An 18431-nucleotide genomic window follows, 5' to 3' on the forward strand; every position below is an offset into this window, starting at 1 on the left:
CCTACTTAAAAGGCTTCACGACCCCAGATTAATGCGCTGCTTCCGCTTTGTGCTTTTGCGCACTCTGGAACCCGTAGGTCAGCTCATTTTTCTCTTTATCCAGCGCAACAGTGACCTGACCGCCATCCACCAGCGAGCCAAACAGCAGTTCGTTAGCGAGCGGTTTCTTCAGGTTGTCCTGGATGACGCGAGCCATCGGACGTGCGCCCATTGCCCGGTCGTAACCTTTCTCAGCCAGCCAGTTACGTGCTTCCTGGCTCACTTCCAGAGAAACACCTTTCTGATCCAGTTGAACCTGCAACTCGACAATGAATTTATCAACCACCTGATGGATCACGTCGGTTGAGAGATGATCGAACCAGATAATATTGTCGAGACGGTTACGAAACTCTGGCGTAAAGATCTTTTTGATCTCTTCCATCGCATCGGTGCTGTTATCCTGGTGGATAAGCCCAATCGATTTGCGCTCGGTTTCACGTACCCCGGCGTTGGTAGTCATCACCAGCACCACGTTACGGAAATCGGCCTTGCGTCCGTTGTTATCGGTCAGCGTGCCGTTGTCCATCACCTGCAACAGGATATTGAACACGTCCGGATGCGCTTTCTCGATTTCGTCCAGCAGCAGCACCGAGTGCGGATGCTTGATGACCGCATCGGTCAGCAGACCACCCTGATCAAAACCGACGTATCCCGGAGGCGCACCAATCAGGCGGCTGACAGTGTGACGTTCCATATACTCGGACATATCAAAGCGCAGAAGCTCAATGCCGAGGGCTTTGGAAAGCTGCACCGTGACCTCGGTTTTGCCGACCCCGGTTGGACCAGCAAACAGGAACGAACCGACCGGTTTATGTTCGTGGCCTAAACCCGCACGCGCCATCTTGATGGCTTCGGTAAGCGCCTCAATGGCTTTATCCTGACCGAAGACCAGCATTTTCAGGCGATCACTGAGGTTTTTCAGAGTATCGCGGTCACTCTGAGAAACACTCTTCTCTGGGATACGTGCGATACGCGCCACCACGGACTCAATATCCGCCACATTGACCGTTTTCTTGCGCTTGCTTACCGGCATCAGACGTGCGCGAGCGCCCGCTTCGTCGATAACGTCAATCGCTTTGTCCGGCAGATGACGATCGTTAATGTATTTCACCGCCAGTTCTACCGCCGCACGCACCGCTTTCGCGGTATAACGCACGTCGTGGTGCGCTTCATACTTCGGTTTCAGACCGTTGATGATTTGAACGGTTTCTTCGATCGACGGTTCAGTAATATCGATTTTCTGGAAGCGACGCGCCAGAGCACGATCTTTCTCGAAAATGTTGCTGAACTCCTGATACGTCGTCGAACCTATAACGCGAATTTTACCGCTGGAGAGCAGTGGTTTAATCAGGTTAGCCGCATCCACCTGACCGCCAGAAGCTGCGCCTGCGCCGATGATGGTGTGGATCTCATCGATAAACAGGATGCTGTTGGTATCCTGCTCCAACTGTTTGAGCAACGCTTTGAAACGTTTTTCAAAGTCGCCGCGATATTTAGTTCCCGCTAACAGGGAACCGATATCCAGAGAGTAAATCGTACAGTCAGCCATCACTTCCGGTACATCGCCCTGGACAATACGCCAGGCGAGACCTTCCGCAATCGCAGTTTTACCAACGCCAGACTCGCCAACCAGCAGTGGGTTGTTTTTACGGCGGCGACAGAGAACCTGAATGGCGCGCTCCAGCTCCTTCTCACGACCAATCAGCGGGTCGATTCCTCCCACGCGCGCAAGCTGGTTCAGGTTCGTCGTGAAATTCTCCATACGATCCTCCCCACCAGCTTGTTCTTCACTGCCGGGCTGGTTTCCTGGTTCAGAAGACTGAGATGGCTCGTCTTTACGCGTGCCATGAGAAATAAAGTTCACCACATCAAGACGGCTGACTTCATGTTTGCGCAACAGATAGGCAGCCTGTGACTCCTGTTCGCTAAAGATAGCAACCAGAACATTCGCACCGGTAACCTCACTGCGACCGGAGGACTGAACATGGAAGACCGCACGTTGCAGTACACGCTGAAAACTCAGCGTCGGCTGCGTGTCACGCTCCTCTTCACTGGCAGGCAGAACGGGTGTGGTTTGTTCAATAAAGGCTTCCAGTTCCTGACGGAGCGCCACCAGATCCACGGAACATGCTTCCAGCGCCTCCCGAGCCGACGGGTTACTGAGCAATGCCAGTAACAAGTGCTCGACGGTCATAAACTCATGACGGTGCTCGCGCGCTCTGGCGAAAGCCATGTTTAAACTGAGTTCCAGTTCTTGATTGAGCATAGGCACCTCCCCCAATTTTTATGCCTGCATTCAGGCTTTTTCCAGCGTACACAGCAATGGATGCTCGTTCTCCCTTGCGTACTTGTTCACCATCGCCACTTTGGTTTCTGCAACCTCGGCGGTAAAGATTCCGCAAATGGCCTTCCCCTGGTAGTGAACAGCGAGCATCAATTGCGTTGCACGTTCTACATCATAAGAAAAGAATTTTTGTAACACGTCAATAACAAACTCCATCGGAGTGTAATCATCATTGACTAATATCACTTTATACATAGATGGCGGTTTTAGCGCGTCACGCACTTTTTCTTCCGCCAGTTGATCAAAGTCCAGCCAGTCGTTCGTTTTACCCATTGTCAGTTATCATCTTCGGTTACGGTTATCGGCAGAACGCTCTGCCGCTGACAAGAGCTTATTTGCCTGACCAATCTACTCCACATAATAGATAATTATCATCTATCGTTGGCATCAGCGACATCAGTCACATTACTGTCAATAGCGTTAACTGCTTCAAATTTTTGATGCATACCTACCCCCAGCCCCCTGTCAAACGCTTGACGGCTCGCCCTATTTCTCTAAATTGTATTTCTAGAGTTGGCGAGGTTTTGAACAGCTCCCTCTCTGACCCCGGTTTATTCCATCTTACTTGTATAAGATTTGCGAAGGATGTCGAAGCATGGAAAAGGGTACTGTTAAGTGGTTCAACAATGCCAAAGGGTTTGGTTTCATCTGCCCTGAAGGCGGCGGCGAAGATATTTTCGCTCATTATTCCACCATCCAGATGGATGGTTACAGAACGCTAAAAGCTGGGCAATCCGTTCAGTTTGATGTCCACCAGGGGCCAAAAGGCAATCATGCCAGTGTCATTGTGCCCGTCGAAGTAGAAGCTGCAGTCGCATAGCTCTTCTGTCTCATTGTGTACATCCTACAGGCAAAATGCCAGCCCGATCGGCTGGCATTTTTATCTCAAATATTACTCCCGTGCCAGAGCATCCACTGGATCCAGTTTTGCCGCATTTCGCGCAGGCAGCCAGCCAAATAAAATCCCGGTAACGGTTGAACAAAGAAACGCCAGTAGCAGCGCCAGCGGAGAAAAACCAATTTCCCAACCGGGTAAAAAAAGCTGCAATGTGAAAGCGATTAACAGTGACAGCGTTATCCCCAGCGCACCACCCACCAGACAAACCAGCACGGCTTCAATCAGAAATTGTTGCAACACATCGCTGGCGCGTGCGCCCACGGCCATGCGGATACCAATTTCCCGCGTCCGCTCTGTCACCGATACCAGCATAATATTCATGACGCCAATGCCGCCCACCACCAGCGAAATCACCGCCACCAGTGTCAAAAACAGTTGTAAAGTACGTGTGGTCTTTTCGACCGTTTTCAAGACACCGTCCATGTTCCAGGTGAAGAAATCCTTTTTGCCGTGGCGCAGCGACAACAAACGGGTGAGTTGCTGTTCAGCTTCAGCGCTGTCAAAGCCTTCTTTCACTCTTACGGTAATGGAGTTAAGCCACGACTGCCCCATAACCCGCCCGGACATGGTGCTGTAAGGCAACCACACGCGCAGCACTTTACTACTGCCAAACATCGACTGTTTCTCTTCCGCCACGCCGATGACCCTCGCTGGCATATTACCGACAAGAATCACCTCGCCAACCACATCCGCTTTATGCGGAAAAAGCTGACGGCGGGTATTACTGTCGAGAACAACTACCTGCGCGCGACCATTCAGTTGCTCCTGATTAAAGGTGTTCCCTTCGCTGAAAGTCATACCATAAACATTAAAATAGTCCCCGCTTACGCCGTTGGCGCTGGCAGCAACATCAACATTGTTATAACGCAGGCGCAGGTTTTGCGAGACGGCGGGTGTGGCAGAAGCGACCCACGGTTGTTTTTGAATGGCGATTAAATCGTCGTACTTCAGCGCCTGCTGATATTGCGGATCGTCATCGCCAAAATCTTTCCCGGGATAGACATCAATAGTATTAGTACCAATAGAACGAATATCCGCCAGTACCATTTGTTTAGCCGCGTCGCCTACCACGACAATAGATACCACCGACGCAATACCGATAATAATCCCCAGCATGGTCAGTAAAGTACGCATTTTATTGGCTGCCAGCGCGCGCCACGCCATCGTCAGCGCCTCGTTAAAACCGCTGACGAACTGCCGCCAGCCAGACGCCGTTTTGACACCCGGTTCGCTGTTGGCTGCAGCAGTATTTTTTTCAATAGCAGGTGGATTACGCACGATTTCGCCGTCGTGAATTTCGATCACTCGCTCTGCCTGGGCGGCAACCTGCGGATCATGAGTGACGATAATCACCGTGTGCCCGCGATCGCGCAACTGATGCAGGACAGTCATCACCTCTTCACCGGAATGGCTGTCCAGCGCGCCTGTCGGTTCATCAGCGAGGATCACCTGCCCACCGTTCATCAACGCGCGGGCGATACTGACTCGCTGTTGTTGACCACCGGAAAGCTGAGCAGGGTAATACTCTGCGCGCTCTTCCAGCCCCAGTCGTTGCAGTAATTGCCGGGCGCGCAGCAGTCGCTGTTTACGCTCAAGGCCAGCATAGACGGCGGGAACTTCAACGTTCTGCTCGGCGATTAAATGCGAAAGCAGGTGGTAACGCTGAAAAATAAAGCCAAAATGCTCGCGACGGAGCTGCGCCAGCGCATCGGCGTCCAGCGTGGCAACATCCTGACCGGCGACGCGATAGGTGCCGCTTGTGGCTTTATCCAGGCAGCCGAGGATATTCATCAGGGTCGATTTACCAGAACCCGAAGCGCCGACAATCGCCACCATCTCTCCGGCATAAATATCCAGAGTGATCCCCTTCAGCACCTCAACCTGCTCATCTCCCGCGGGATAGCTACGGCGAATATCCTTCAATTCGAGCAAAGGCGTCATTGCGCAGCTCCTGGTTTGGCCTCACCAATCACCACTTCTTCGCCCACTTCCAGCCCTTTGACAATCTCAACATCGGTATCGTTACGTGCGCCAATCGTTACTTCACGCTCGCGCGTTTCTCCATTACGTAGCAGTTTGATCTTATAGCGGTTATCGCCAACCGGATCGCCTAACGCCGACAGTGGGATTGTCAGCACGTTTTTCACATCAGTGAGCTGAATGTGCACCTGTGCAGTCATATCCAGCCGCAACAGACCATCGGGGTTTGGTACTTCAAAACGGGCGTAATAGAAAATAGCGTCGTTGACCTTTTCCGGTGTTGGCAACACATCTTTAATCTGCCCTTCATAGCGCGTCAGCGGATCGCCAAGCACCGTAAACCAGGCTTTTTGCCCCGGCTTCAGGTGGATAACATCCGCTTCAGAAACCTGCGCTTTTACCAGCATGGTACTCATATCTGCTAGCGTCAAAATGTTCGGCGCTTGTTGTGCGGCAATCACCGTCTGCCCTTGCAGGGTAGTGATTTGCGTGACTTCCCCGGCCATCGGAGCAACGATGCGGGTGTAATCGAGATTGGTTTTAGCTGTGTCGAGAGAGGCCTGATTGCGTTTGATTTGCGCATCAATGGTGCCAATCTGCGCCTGTTTAACAGCCATTTCAGTCGCAGCAGTGTCGAGATCCTGCTGTGAAACGGCCTGCGTTTGCGCCAGTCGTTGCTGGCGAGAGTATGTCACCCGAGCCAGTTTCAGTTCTGCTTCCGCCTGCTGACGTTGTGCGCGCAGCTCCATCAGCGTCGCTTCCACTTCCTTGATCTGGTTTTCAGCCTGTTCTGGATCAATAACGCCTAAAAGCTGATCTTTTTTCACTTTATCGCCAATCGCCACCGACAGCGTTTTCAACTGACCGCTGACCTGCGCGCCAACATCAACTTTACGCAACGCGTCGAGCTTTCCGGTCGCCAGCACGCTTTGCTGCAAATCACCGGGGCGCACTATCAATGTCTGATAAGTTGGCACCGGCGCATTGAGAATTTTCCACAATGCAACCAACCCGGCAATGACTATCACCAGCGCAATAACGTAACGCTTCTTAATGTTTCTTCGCTTTTTCATAAATATATTGAGTACTCCATACGCGCATCCGGGCGTTGTTAACATCAACAAAATATCAACAAAACCCTAAAATTTCCGTTAGTAATCACATTATTGATGTTTGGTTAAGATTTCCGATGGTGAAATCGACGCTATGTATAATCATTGATTTTGTGAATATGTCACAACTTACTGAACGGGCTTTTACGCCATCTGAATCTCTTAGCAGCATGTCTCTTTTCCTTAGTCTGGCTGGTGGCCAGTGGCGACCAGGTAAATTCTGGCATCGCCGTAGCTTTCGCCAGAAATTTTTGCTGCGCTCTTTGATTATGCCGCGTTTAAGCGTTGAGTGGATGAACGAACTATCCCACTGGCCGAACCTCAATACGCTGTTAACACGCCAGCCGCGACTGCCTGTTCGTCTGCATCGCCCTTACCTTGCCGCCAATCTTAACCGCAAACAATTACTGGAGGCGTTACGTTACCATTATGCATTGCTGCGTGCCTGCATGTCGGCGGAAGAATTCAGCTTATATTTGAATACCCCCGGGCTGCAACTGGCGAAGCTGGAAGGAAAAAACGGCGAGCAGTTCACGCTTGAACTGACCATGATGATCTCAATGGATAAAGAAGGTGACAGCACGATCCTGTTCCGTAACAGCGAGGGCATCCCTCTGGCAGAGATCACCTTCACTCTGTGTGAGTACCAGGGAAAAAGAACGCTGTTTATTGGTGGACTGCAAGGCGCGAAATGGGAAATTCCGCACCAGGAAATCCAGAATGCGACGAAAGCCTGCCACGGTCTGTTTCCAAAACGTCTGGTGATGGAAGCGGTCTGTCTCTTTGCCCAACGCTTACAGGTTGAGCAGATTATTGCCGTCAGCAATGAAACGCATATTTATCGCAGCCTGCGCTATCGCGATAAAGAAGGAAAAATCCATGCGGACTATAACGCGTTCTGGGAGTCGGTTGGCGGCGAATGCGATGCCGAACGGCATTACCGACTTCCTGGTCAGATAGTACGAAAAGAAGTTGCTGAAATAGCCAGTAAAAAACGAGCTGAATACCGTCGCCGCTATGAGATGCTCGACGCTATTCAGCCACAGATGGCAACGATGTTTCGCGGTTAATCTGCCCGACCGCGCGCCAGCCACAGCACGCGCGAGAACATTTTTTTCAGCAATGCCGGTACGGACTCCACACCACGGCGTCCGGCCTCCATTGCAACCTCAATGGCGAGATCGGGTTTGGAAGAGCGATGGATCGCCTTCGAGATGATTTTGCGCAAATTCATCGGTACATTTTCCGGGATTTGCGCCACGCGATGGAATACATCGGAAAATCCCTGGCGATACATAAAATGCTCCATATCCAGCGCCGGTAATGCCGTTAAATGCTCTCGTTCAGCTTCCCGATCGTTATTCAACAGGCTGCGCACCGTAGCGGCATACTTCTTCCCGGCTTCATCGCCATCGACCAGCACATGCCACTCAATCCCCATCCGGCGGGCAAATTTAACCAGCGGTTTTAATCCTGACTGGGCAAATTCAATGACCTTGATCCCTTCAGCATCAAAATGATGCCCACACTGGCGCGCCAGTTCGTTAATAACCCAGGTTTCTGTTTCCCCTTCCACCAGCAACCAACAACGGGCAAACAGCGATGACGGACGGTTAAAACGAATGTGAAAGGATATGCGTCGGCTATCTTCGGTACTCAAGCCACTCGGCCCCAGACGCCATGCGGCAACGCGAGAAGATTCACGCACCAGACGGCAAACATGCTCTACCGGCGTTAACGAAAGCAGCTCGCCAGAGTTGGTGGTAGCAATACGCTGCAATGGCAGAAGGTTCAACAGATGCCAGGCGACTGAAAGCATAATCGGATGCAGGCGCGTTTCCGGATCTTCTATCAACAATAACGGACGCGCGTCTTTATCCAGCCGCAATGTGCCTTTTGCCTGTAGCAAAGTCGCAAATAGCCCAAGCAAAATAACCCGATACGAACGACCTCCAGGCCGGTCAATCATCCGGTTGATGATATCCAGATAACGCCAGCTCCGTTGCTCATTGCTGGCCCGCCGCCGCATTAAGCGGTATCTCGCCTGCCCGGCTCCCTGCTCCGAAAAATAATGCTCAAGCAGTTGCACCATTGCCGAAAGCCCCTGACGAATCTGCCCGTCAGTAAGATTTTGTGGATGTGAGGATAATTCACGGGCAAGAAAATCCAACTGGCGCGCGGTAACTTCCACATTGGGCACATTTGGTACAGTTCCGTTGCGAATACGGCGCATAAAGCGGGCATCACGCAAGCGCAGAACAGGCATCAACCGCACCAGATGACGCGCCTGATCGTTAATATCATCAACCTCAATCGGATGCCCGTCTTTATCAAGAAAACTGCGCAGCGTCATCACGCTGCCATCTTCCGCACACTCCCCTTCCAGACGATAAAAAATGCGGTGATAACCATCGACGCACGGCGTCCAGCATGTTTCAAGTGGGCGATAACGGCGAACACGATGCCGCCCAGGCAGCGATTCACGAAAGGTCAGAATGATATGCAGATGGTGTTCCCGGCCATTGATATCGCCCGGCGGAAACCAGAAATCGTCGCGTTCAAAATGGTAGAGATCTGATTCTGGCGATAGCAGTAGGGTTAGCGCATCCAGCAAACTGGATTTACCCCACGCGTTCTCCCCAATCAGGACGTTGTTTTGTTCCAGCATCAACGATAGTCGGTTGATACCACGAAAGCCCACAATTTCAACGCGCTCAAGAATCATATCCCCTCCAGAAATATGTTACTTATCCTTTACTCCGGCAGTATAACGGGAAAGCCCCCAGGAATACGTGATGACATCACACTTAAGCATGGCAAATGTCTGAAAAATGAGCGAATAATTGTGTCAGACGCCCTCTCACTGATTTCCCCCAAAAAACAATAAAATCAAATGATTAATCTTGTGTATTATTTTTATTACCCCCAAAGGTTTAATTTCGTGGTTTGCACTACACTGTCAATCAGGCAAATGACTATATGGGGGAACCCTCATTTGTTCTAAATCAAAATTACTGGATTTATTTATCTGGCGAATGACTCAGCTTCGTTTTTAAAATACCCACGCATTATTTCTGTCGTCACTTTTTTACGACGACCCTATAAAACGACCATATTTTTCACAGGGTCAATTTTTAATTGAGGTGGATATGTTCAGAAAATTAGCAGCAGAATGTTTTGGTACTTTCTGGCTTGTATTTGGTGGCTGCGGTAGCGCTGTGCTGGCGGCAACATTTCCGGAATTAGGTATTGGCTTTGCTGGTGTCGCGCTGGCGTTTGGTCTGACAGTACTGACCATGGCCTTCGCTGTTGGTCATATTTCTGGTGGTCATTTTAACCCGGCAGTCACTATTGGTTTATGGGCTGGCGGTCGTTTCCCGGCAAAAGAAGTCGTTGGCTACGTCATTGCCCAGGTTGTTGGCGGTATTGTTGCGGCGGCACTGCTGTATTTAATCGCCAGCGGTAAAGCCGGATTTGACGCGGCGGCCAGCGGTTTTGCGTCTAACGGTTATGGTGAGCATTCACCTGGCGGCTATTCCATGCTTTCTGCATTGGTTGTTGAACTGGTATTGAGCGCTGGTTTCTTGCTGGTGATCCACGGTGCGACCGACAAATTCGCGCCGGCGGGTTTTGCGCCGATTGCCATTGGTCTGGCATTAACGCTGATTCACTTAATCAGTATTCCGGTCACTAACACCTCCGTTAACCCGGCGCGCAGCACTGCGGTTGCTATCTTCCAGGGGGGCTGGGCGTTAGAACAACTGTGGTTCTTCTGGGTAGTGCCCATTGTCGGCGGTATTATTGGTGGTCTGATTTACCGGACACTGCTGGAAAAACGCGATTAATTAACACAGAAGGCCTGACGCAATGTCAGGCCTTCTCATTTGCATAACGTTTCCTTTTAATTGCAACTTTACTCATCCTTCCGCTTTCAGTAGTGTGTCATCGCGCATTTCGATTTCTTCTTTGCAAGGGCTGAGTTTTCATGTTTTCTGGGCTGTTAATCATTCTGGTGCCACTCATTGTGGGTTACCTCATTCCGCTTCGCCAAAAAGCTGCGTTAAAACGCATTAATCAGTTATTAAGCTGGATGGTCTATCTCATTCTCTTTTTTATGGGTATTAGCCTGGCGTTCCTTGATAATCTCGCCAGTAATTTGCTGGCGATCCTGCATTATTCCGCCGTCAGTATTACCGTTATTTTGCTATGCAATATTGTCGCCTTGCTGTGGCTGGAGCGTGGTTTGCCATGGCGTAATAACCACCAGCAAGAGAAATTACCGTCACGTATTGCGATGGCACTGGAGTCGCTAAAACTGTGCGGCGTAGTAGTGATTGGTTTTGCCATTGGCCTTAGCGGATTAGGTTTCTTACAACACGCCACTGAAGCCAGCGAATACACGTTAATTCTGTTACTTTTCCTCGTCGGTATTCAGCTACGCAATAATGGCATGACCTTAAAGCAGATTGTCCTTAATCGCCGGGGAATGATTGTCGCTGTGGTAGTGGTTGCCAGTTCATTAATTGGCGGTTTAATTAACGCCTTTATTCTTGATCTCCCTATCAACACCGCGCTGGCAATGGCCTCCGGTTTCGGCTGGTATTCTCTTTCCGGTATATTGTTGACCGAATCTTTTGGCCCGGTAATCGGTAGCGCAGCGTTTTTTAATGATCTGGCACGAGAGCTGATCGCCATCATGCTAATCCCCGGCCTTATCCGTCGCAGTCGCTCAACGGCGCTGGGTTTGTGCGGTGCCACATCGATGGATTTCACCCTGCCCGTTCTTCAGCGTACAGGTGGTCTGGAGATGGTCCCGGCGGCGATTGTTCACGGTTTTATTCTTAGCCTGCTGGTGCCCATTCTGATCGCCCTTTTCTCCGCGTAATACCTCTCTGGCGGTAGAACCCTGCCGCCAAAATTGCGCTAAATCAATCTCCCTTAAAGTTGCAACAAAAATCCCTTTTATCCCCGCGTTAAGCGTCTTAACCTTAAACATGCATATTAAATATAACTTTAAAGGTGTGATCATGTTTTGTGTGCAATGTGAACAAACTATCCGTACTCCGGCAGGAAACGGCTGCTCATACGCGCAGGGGATGTGTGGTAAAACGGCGGAAACCTCTGACCTTCAGGACTTACTGATTGCGGCGCTGCAAGGGCTTTCTGCCTGGGCGGTAAAAGCACGTGAATACGGCATCATCAACCACGACGTAGACAGCTTCGCGCCGCGTGCATTTTTCTCAACGCTGACTAACGTTAACTTCGATTCTCCTCGTATTGTCGGCTACGCCCGTGAAGCGATTGCCCTGCGTGAGGCGCTGAAAGCACAATGCCTGGCAGTAGATGCAAACGCCCGCGTCGATAACCCGATGGCTGACTTGCAACTGGTGAGCGATGATCTCGGTGAACTGCAACGTCAGGCGGCGGAATTTACGCCAAATAAAGATAAAGCAACGATTGGCGAAAATATTCTCGGCCTGCGTCTGCTCTGCCTGTATGGCCTGAAAGGTGCGGCGGCCTATATGGAACACGCTCACGTTCTCGGTCAGTACGACAACGATATTTACGCCCAGTACCATAAAATCATGGCATGGCTGGGAACCTGGCCTTCCGATATGAACGCACTTCTCGAGTGTTCCATGGAAATCGGCCAGATGAACTTCAAAGTGATGAGCATTCTGGATGCAGGCGAAACCGGTAAATACGGTCATCCGACACCGACTCAGGTCAACGTCAAAGCTACAGCGGGTAAATGTATTCTGATTTCCGGTCACGATCTCAAAGATCTCTATAACCTGCTGGAACAGACCGAAGGCACAGGCGTTAACGTCTACACCCACGGCGAAATGTTGCCTGCTCACGGCTACCCGGAGCTGCGTAAATTCAAGCATCTGGTCGGTAACTACGGCAGTGGCTGGCAGAATCAACAAGTTGAGTTCGCTCGCTTCCCTGGCCCTATCGTGATGACCTCTAACTGCATCATCGACCCAACCGTCGGCGCTTATGACGATCGTATCTGGACCCGCAGCATTGTTGGCTGGCCGGGCGTGCGTCATCTGGATGGTGAGGATTTCTCTGCGGTCATCGCCCAGGCGCAACAAATGGCGGGCTTCCCGTACAGCGAGATTCCGCATCTGATCACCGTAGGTTTTGGTCGTCAGACGCTGCTTGGCGCAGCCGATACGCTGATTGATCTGGTGAGCCGTGAAAAACTGCGTCATATCTTCCTGCTTGGCGGCTGTGACGGTGCCCGTGGTGAACGTCACTATTTCACCGATTTCGCTACCAGCGTGCCGGATGACTGCCTGATCCTGACGCTCGCCTGCGGTAAATATCGCTTTAACAAACTTGAGTTTGGCAATATCGAAGGTCTGCCGCGTCTGGTGGATGCCGGCCAGTGTAACGATGCATACTCAGCGATTATTCTGGCTGTCACCCTGGCAGAAAAACTGGGTTGCGGTGTCAACGATCTGCCACTCTCGCTGGTACTCTCCTGGTTTGAACAGAAGGCAATTGTTATTCTGCTGACGCTGCTTTCTCTGGGCGTGAAAAATATCGTCACCGGCCCGACTGCACCAGGCTTCCTGACCCCAGACCTGCTGGCGGTGCTGAATGAGAAATTCGGCCTGCGTTCTATCACCACTGTTGAAGAAGACATGAAGCAACTGTTGAGCGCGTAAGGAGTTTATCGATGACGATGCCAACGAATCAATGCCCGTGGCGGATGCAGGTTCATCACATTAAGCAAGAAACACCGGATGTGTGGACGCTTTCCCTGATTTGCCACGATTACTATCCGTATCGCACCGGGCAATATGCGCTGGTCAGCGTGCGTAACTCAGCAGAAACGCTGCGTGCGTATACCATTTCCTCCACGCCAGGCGTGAGTGAATACATCACCCTGACCGTGCGGCGGATTGATGACGGTGTCGGCTCCCAGTGGCTGACTCGCGAGGTGAAACGCGGTGACTATCTCTGGCTTTCGGATGCGATGGGGGAATTTACCTGCGACGATAAAACAGAAGAGAAATTCCTGTTACTGGCAGCAGGCTGCGGTGTCACACCAATTATGTCGATGCGTCGCTGGCTGGCGAAAAATCGTCCGCAGGCCGATGTACAGGTGATCTACAACGTGCGCACACCGCAGGATGTCATTTTTGCCGACGAATGGCGCAACTATCCGGTGACGCTGGTGGCAGAAAATAACGTCAGCGAGGGCTTTATCGCTGGTCGCCTGACTCGCGAACTGCTGGAAAGCGTTCCTGACCTGGCTTCGCGTACCGTGATGACCTGTGGCCCGGCTCCGTATATGGATTGGGTGGAACAGGAAGTGAAAGCACTTGGCGTAACACGCTTCTTTAAAGAGAAGTTCTTCACGCCGGTGGCGGACGCTGCGACCAGTGGTCTGAAATTCACCAAATTACAACCGGCACAAGAATTTTATGCCCCGGTTGGCACCACGCTGCTGGAGGCGCTGGAAAGCAATAAAGTTCCGGTCGTCGCCGCCTGTCGTGCGGGTGTTTGCGGCTGCTGTAAAACAAAAGTAATTTCTGGCGAATACACGGTGAGCAGCACCATGACGCTGACTGACGCCGAAATCGCTGAGGGTTACGTGCTGGCCTGTTCCTGCCATCCGCAGGGAGATATGGTTCTCGCGTAATCGCATTATGCCCGATGATATTCCTGTCATCGGGCAATTTAACTGTTAGTGCCTCCTTTTTCTCCCATCCCTTCCCTCTCCGTCAGATGAACTAAACTTGTAACCGTTATCACATTCAGGAGACGGAAAACCATGAAACAAACGGTTGCAGCTTATATCGCTAAAACGCTCGAATCGGCTGGGGTGAAACGTATCTGGGGAGTGACGGGCGACTCGCTTAACGGCCTCAGCGACAGCCTTAATCGTATGGGCACTATCGAGTGGATGTCCACCCGCCATGAAGAAGTCGCGGCCTTTGCCGCTGGCGCTGAAGCCCAGCTTTCAGGAGAACTGGCGGTCTGCGCCGGATCGTGTGGGCCAGGCAACCTGCACTTAATCAACGGCCTGTTCGACTGTCATCGTAATCACGTTCCGGTACTGGCGATTGCCGCCCATATTCCTTCCAGCGAAATTGGTAGCGGTTATTTTCAGGAGACCCACCCGCAAGAGTTATTCCGCGAATGTAGTCACTATTGCGAGCTGGTTTCCAGCCCGGAGCAGATCCCGCAAGTACTGGCGATTGCCATGCGCAAAGCGGTGCTTAACCGTGGCGTTTCGGTGGTCGTTTTACCGGGCGATGTGGCGTTAAAACCTGCGCCAGAAGGGGCAACCACCCACTGGTATCACGCGCCACTGCCAATAGTGACGCCGGAAGAAGAAGAGTTACGCAAGCTGGCGCAACTACTGCGTTACTCCAGAAATATTGCACTGATGTGCGGCAGCGGCTGCGCGGGCGCGCATAAAGAGTTAGTAGAGTTTGCCGGGAAAATTAAAGCGCCAATCATCCATGCTCTGCGTGGTAAAGAACATGTCGAATACGATAATCCGTATGATGTCGGAATGACCGGCTTAATCGGTTTCTCATCGGGTTTTCATACCATGATGAATGCCGACACTTTAGTGCTGCTCGGCACCCAATTCCCCTACCGCGCGTTCTACCCGACCGATGCCAAAATTATTCAGATCGATGTCAATCCTGCCAGCATTGGCGCACACAGCAAGGTGGATATGGCGCTGGTGGGCGATATCAAATCAACCCTGCGAGCACTTCTGCCATTGCTGGAAGAAAAAACCGATCGCAAGTTCCTGGATAAAGCGCTGGAAGATTACCGCGATGCCCGTAAAGGGCTGGACGATTTAGCCAAACCGAGCGAGAAAGCGATTCACCCGCAATATCTGGCTCAGCAAATTAGCCATTTTGCTGCCGATGATGCCATCTTTACCTGTGACGTCGGCACACCAACGGTATGGGCTGCGCGTTATCTGAAAATGAACGGTAAGCGTCGCTTGTTAGGTTCGTTTAACCACGGTTCGATGGCTAACGCCATGCCGCAGGCGCTGGGCGCGCAGGCAACCGAGCCAGAACGTCAGGTAGTCGCCATGTGCGGTGATGGCGGTTTTAGTATGTTAATGGGCGATTTCCTCTCGGTGGTACAGATGAAACTACCGGTGAAAATCATCGTCTTTAACAACAGCGTGCTGGGCTTTGTGGCGATGGAGATGAAAGCTGGTGGTTACCTGACAGATGGCACTGAACTGCACGACACCAACTTTGCCCGCATTGCCGAAGCGTGCGGTATTACGGGCATCCGCGTAGAGAAAGCCGCTGAAATCGACGAAGCCCTGCAACGCGCCTTCTCCATCGACGGTCCTGTACTGGTGGATGTGGTCGTCGCGAAAGAAGAGTTAGCTATCCCACCGCAGATTAAACTCGAACAGGCCAAAGGTTTTAGCCTGTATATGTTGCGGGCGATCATTAGCGGACGCGGTGATGAAGTGATCGAACTGGCGAAAACAAACTGGCTAAGGTAAAAAGGGTGGCATTTCCCGTCATAATAAGGACATGCCATGATTGATTTACGCAGTGATACCGTTACCCGACCGAGCCGCGCCATGCTAGAAGCGATGATGGCCGCCCCGGTTGGGGACGACGTTTATGGAGACGACCCTACCGTTAATGCTCTGCAGGACTACGCGGCAGAGCTTTCCGGTAAAGAAGCCGCCATTTTTCTGCCTACCGGCACCCAGGCCAACCTGGTCGCTCTGCTCAGTCACTGCGAACGCGGCGAAGAGTATATTGTCGGTCAGGCAGCACATAACTATTTGTTTGAAGCTGGTGGTGCTGCGGTGCTGGGCAGCATTCAGCCGCAACCCATCGATGCGGCTACCGACGGCACGCTGCCATTGGATAAAGTGGCGATGAAAATCAAACCTGACGATATCCACTTCGCCCGCACAAAGTTGCTTAGTCTGGAAAACACCCACAACGGCAAAGTACTACCGCGTGAATACCTGAAACAGGCATGGGAATTTACCCGCGAGCGCAATCTGGCGCTGCACGTTGACGGCGCTCGCATCTTTAACGCCGTGGTGGCTTATGGCTGCGAACTGAAAGCGATCACGCAATATTGTGATTCGTTCACCATATGTCTGTCGAAAGGTCTTGGTACGCCGGTAGGTTCGCTACTGGTAGGCAATCGTGATTACATTAAACGAGCCATCCGCTGGCGGAAAATGACCGGTGGCGGGATGCGTCAGTCCGGGATCCTGGCGGCCGCCGGGATGTATGCGCTGAAAAATAACGTCGCGCGTTTACAGGAAGACCACGACAATGCCGCCTGGATGGAAGAGCAACTGCGTGAGGCGGGCGCTGATGTGATGCGCCAGGACACCAATATGCTGTTTGTTCGCGTCGGGGAAGAAAATGCTGCTGCGTTGGGTGAATACATGAAAGCGAGAAACGTGCTGATTAACGCCTCACCGATTGTTCGCCTGGTAACACATCTCGACGTCTCGCGTGAACAACTGGCTGAAGTCGCCGCCCACTGGCGCGCTTTCCTGACGCGTTAAGGAGCGAGACGTGCCGCAACGCATTTTAGTTCTCGGTGCCAGTGGCTACATTGGTCAGCATCTGGTGCGCACACTCAACCAGCAAGGGCATCAGATCCTGGCGGCGGCACGTCATGTCGACAGGCTTACAAAGCTACAACTGGCTAATGTCAGTTGCCATAAAGTCGATCTTAGCTGGCCGGACAACCTTACGGCTCTGTTAAAAGATGTTGATACCGTCTATTTTCTGGTGCACAGCATGGGCGAAGGCGGTGATTTTATCGCTCAGGAACGCCAGGTTGCTCTCAACGTCCGTGATGCGCTGCGTGAAGTGCCGGTTAAGCAAGTCATCTTTCTTAGTTCATTGCAGGCTCAGCCCCATGAGCAATCGGATCATCTGCGCGCCCGTCAGGCCACGGCGGATATTTTGCGTGAAGCCGATGTGCCTGTTACTGAATTGCGTGCCGGAATTATCGTCGGAGCCGGGTCAGCGGCGTTCGAAGTCATGCGCGATATGGTTTACAACCTGCCAGTGCTAACACCACCGCGCTGGGTTCGTTCACGTACCACACCCATCGCGCTGGAAAACCTGCTGCACTATCTGGTGGCGCTGTTAGACCATCCGGCCTGCGAACATCGGGTATTCGAAGCCGCCGGACCACAGGTGCTCAGCTATCAACAGCAGTTTGAACATTTTATGAGCGTGAGCGGCAAACACCGCGGGTTAATCCCCATCCCTTTCCCCACCCGCTGGATTTCGGTGTGGTTTCTCAATGTGATTACCTCCGTACCGTCCACCACCGCAAGTGCGTTGATTCAGGGACTGAAACACGATCTGCTGGCGGATGACACCGCCTTACGCGCGCTCATTCCACAACCGCTGATCGCTTTTGATGACGCTGTGCGTCGCACGTTGAGAGAGGAAGAAAAGCTCGCCAACTCCAGCGACTGGGGATATGACACTCAGGCCTTTGCCCGCTGGCGACCAGAATACGGTTATTTCGCCAAACAGGCGGGTTATACCGTTAAAACCTCCGCCAGCCTTCAGGCTTTATGGCGGGTAGTGAATCAAATCGGCGGTAAAGAACGTTACTTCTTTGGCAATATTTTGTGGCAGACCCGGGCGTTGATGGACCGCGCAATAGGTCACAAACTGGCGAAAGGTCGCCCCGAGCGAGAATATTTGCAAACCGGCGATGCGGTGGATAGCTGGAAAGTGATTGTCGTCGAGCCTGAAAAACAACTTACCTTATTGTTTGGTATGAAAGCGCCAGGACTTGGGCGACTTTGTTTTACTCTCGAAGATAAAGGCGACTATCGCACTATTGATGTCCGCGCTTTCTGGCACCCGCACGGGATGCCAGGGCTGTTTTACTGGCTGTTCATGATCCCCGCACATCTGTTTATTTTTCGCGGGATGGCAAAACGAATCGCCAGACTGGCAGAACAAAGCACAGATTAATCGAAAAAAACCTGCGTTATTCTTTCATGTTTCCCATTGCATCAAGGATGAAATCACGGAAGAATGCG

At 51.8% G+C, this 18431-nt stretch carries 15 protein-coding genes; 9 read left to right on the forward strand and 6 right to left on the reverse strand.

Features of this window, described 5'->3' with window-relative positions:
* Positions 1–28 precede the first annotated feature (28 nt).
* The 3 genes from clpA to C1192_RS25485 all read right to left on the reverse strand — a co-directional run bounded on the left by clpA (position 29) and on the right by C1192_RS25485 (position 2829).
* Positions 29–2305: an ATP-dependent Clp protease ATP-binding subunit ClpA gene (gene clpA, locus C1192_RS07885; RefSeq protein ID WP_000934071.1), complete on the reverse strand. Its 2277-nt coding sequence runs from the start codon at positions 2303–2305 to the stop codon at positions 29–31.
* 30 nt (positions 2306–2335) lie between these two features.
* A complete protein-coding gene (clpS, locus tag C1192_RS07890) occupies positions 2336–2656 on the reverse strand; it encodes an ATP-dependent Clp protease adapter ClpS (RefSeq protein ID WP_000520777.1) in 321 nt (106 codons plus the stop codon).
* Positions 2657–2754: 98 nt separating this feature from the next.
* Positions 2755–2829, reverse strand: a complete 75-nt coding sequence (locus C1192_RS25485; protein WP_212741843.1) for a hypothetical protein — start codon at positions 2827–2829, stop codon at positions 2755–2757.
* Positions 2830–2978: 149 nt separating this feature from the next.
* Between C1192_RS25485 and cspD the strand changes: the two genes are divergently transcribed.
* A complete protein-coding gene (gene cspD / locus C1192_RS07895; protein ID WP_000410785.1) occupies positions 2979–3203 on the forward strand; it encodes a cold shock-like protein CspD in 225 nt (74 codons plus the stop codon).
* A gap of 72 nt (positions 3204–3275) precedes the next feature.
* On the opposite strand, the gene macB is transcribed toward cspD, so the two are convergent.
* Together macB and macA are read right to left on the reverse strand one after the other, a co-directional pair.
* Positions 3276–5222: a macrolide ABC transporter ATP-binding protein/permease MacB gene (gene macB / locus C1192_RS07900; RefSeq protein WP_038355178.1), complete on the reverse strand. Its 1947-nt coding sequence runs from the start codon at positions 5220–5222 to the stop codon at positions 3276–3278.
* Positions 5219–6334: a macrolide transporter subunit MacA gene (gene macA, locus C1192_RS07905; RefSeq protein ID WP_000747340.1), complete on the reverse strand. Its 1116-nt coding sequence runs from the start codon at positions 6332–6334 to the stop codon at positions 5219–5221. Before macA ends, macB begins: the two co-directional genes overlap by 4 nt.
* A 158-nt stretch (positions 6335–6492) precedes the next feature.
* Here macA and C1192_RS07910 point away from each other — a divergent pair, with 158 nt between their 5' ends.
* On the forward strand, positions 6493–7443 hold the full coding sequence (locus C1192_RS07910) for a VirK/YbjX family protein (protein ID WP_133053296.1): 951 nt from the start codon (positions 6493–6495) through the stop codon (positions 7441–7443).
* Here C1192_RS07910 and C1192_RS07915 read toward each other — a convergent pair.
* Positions 7440–9098, reverse strand: a complete 1659-nt coding sequence (locus C1192_RS07915; protein WP_000599821.1) for an ATP-dependent endonuclease — start codon at positions 9096–9098, stop codon at positions 7440–7442. The two genes, C1192_RS07910 and C1192_RS07915, sit on opposite strands and share 4 nt — an antisense overlap.
* 424 nt (positions 9099–9522) lie before the next feature.
* On the opposite strand from C1192_RS07915, the gene aqpZ reads away from it, so the two are divergent.
* The 7 genes from aqpZ to C1192_RS07950 all read left to right on the forward strand — a co-directional run bounded on the left by aqpZ (position 9523) and on the right by C1192_RS07950 (position 18363).
* The gene (gene aqpZ, locus C1192_RS07920) at positions 9523–10218 is read left to right on the forward strand and encodes an aquaporin Z (protein ID WP_001516085.1); all 696 of its coding nucleotides are present in this window, start codon (positions 9523–9525) and stop codon (positions 10216–10218) included.
* Positions 10219–10358: 140 nt separating this feature from the next.
* Complete coding sequence (lysO, locus tag C1192_RS07925; RefSeq protein WP_016248529.1) at positions 10359–11258, forward strand: L-lysine exporter LysO; 900 nt, start codon at positions 10359–10361, stop codon at positions 11256–11258.
* A gap of 142 nt (positions 11259–11400) precedes the next feature.
* Positions 11401–13053 (forward strand): hydroxylamine reductase, encoded by a 1653-nt coding sequence (gene hcp, locus C1192_RS07930; protein ID WP_000458827.1) that lies wholly within the window; start codon positions 11401–11403, stop codon positions 13051–13053.
* An 11-nt stretch (positions 13054–13064) separates the two neighbouring features.
* The gene (gene hcr, locus C1192_RS07935) at positions 13065–14033 is read left to right on the forward strand and encodes an NADH oxidoreductase (RefSeq protein WP_038355179.1); all 969 of its coding nucleotides are present in this window, start codon (positions 13065–13067) and stop codon (positions 14031–14033) included.
* A gap of 132 nt (positions 14034–14165) precedes the next feature.
* Positions 14166–15884: a ubiquinone-dependent pyruvate dehydrogenase gene (poxB, locus tag C1192_RS07940; protein WP_000815343.1), complete on the forward strand. Its 1719-nt coding sequence runs from the start codon at positions 14166–14168 to the stop codon at positions 15882–15884.
* A gap of 36 nt (positions 15885–15920) precedes the next feature.
* Positions 15921–16922: a low-specificity L-threonine aldolase gene (ltaE, locus tag C1192_RS07945; protein ID WP_038355180.1), complete on the forward strand. Its 1002-nt coding sequence runs from the start codon at positions 15921–15923 to the stop codon at positions 16920–16922.
* A 10-nt stretch (positions 16923–16932) separates the two neighbouring features.
* Positions 16933–18363, forward strand: coding sequence for an SDR family oxidoreductase (locus tag C1192_RS07950; RefSeq protein WP_038355181.1), 1431 nt, complete (start codon positions 16933–16935; stop codon positions 18361–18363).
* Positions 18364–18431 lie beyond the last annotated feature (68 nt).

Source organism: Escherichia marmotae (assembly GCF_002900365.1).
Taxonomy (GTDB): domain Bacteria; phylum Pseudomonadota; class Gammaproteobacteria; order Enterobacterales; family Enterobacteriaceae; genus Escherichia; species Escherichia marmotae.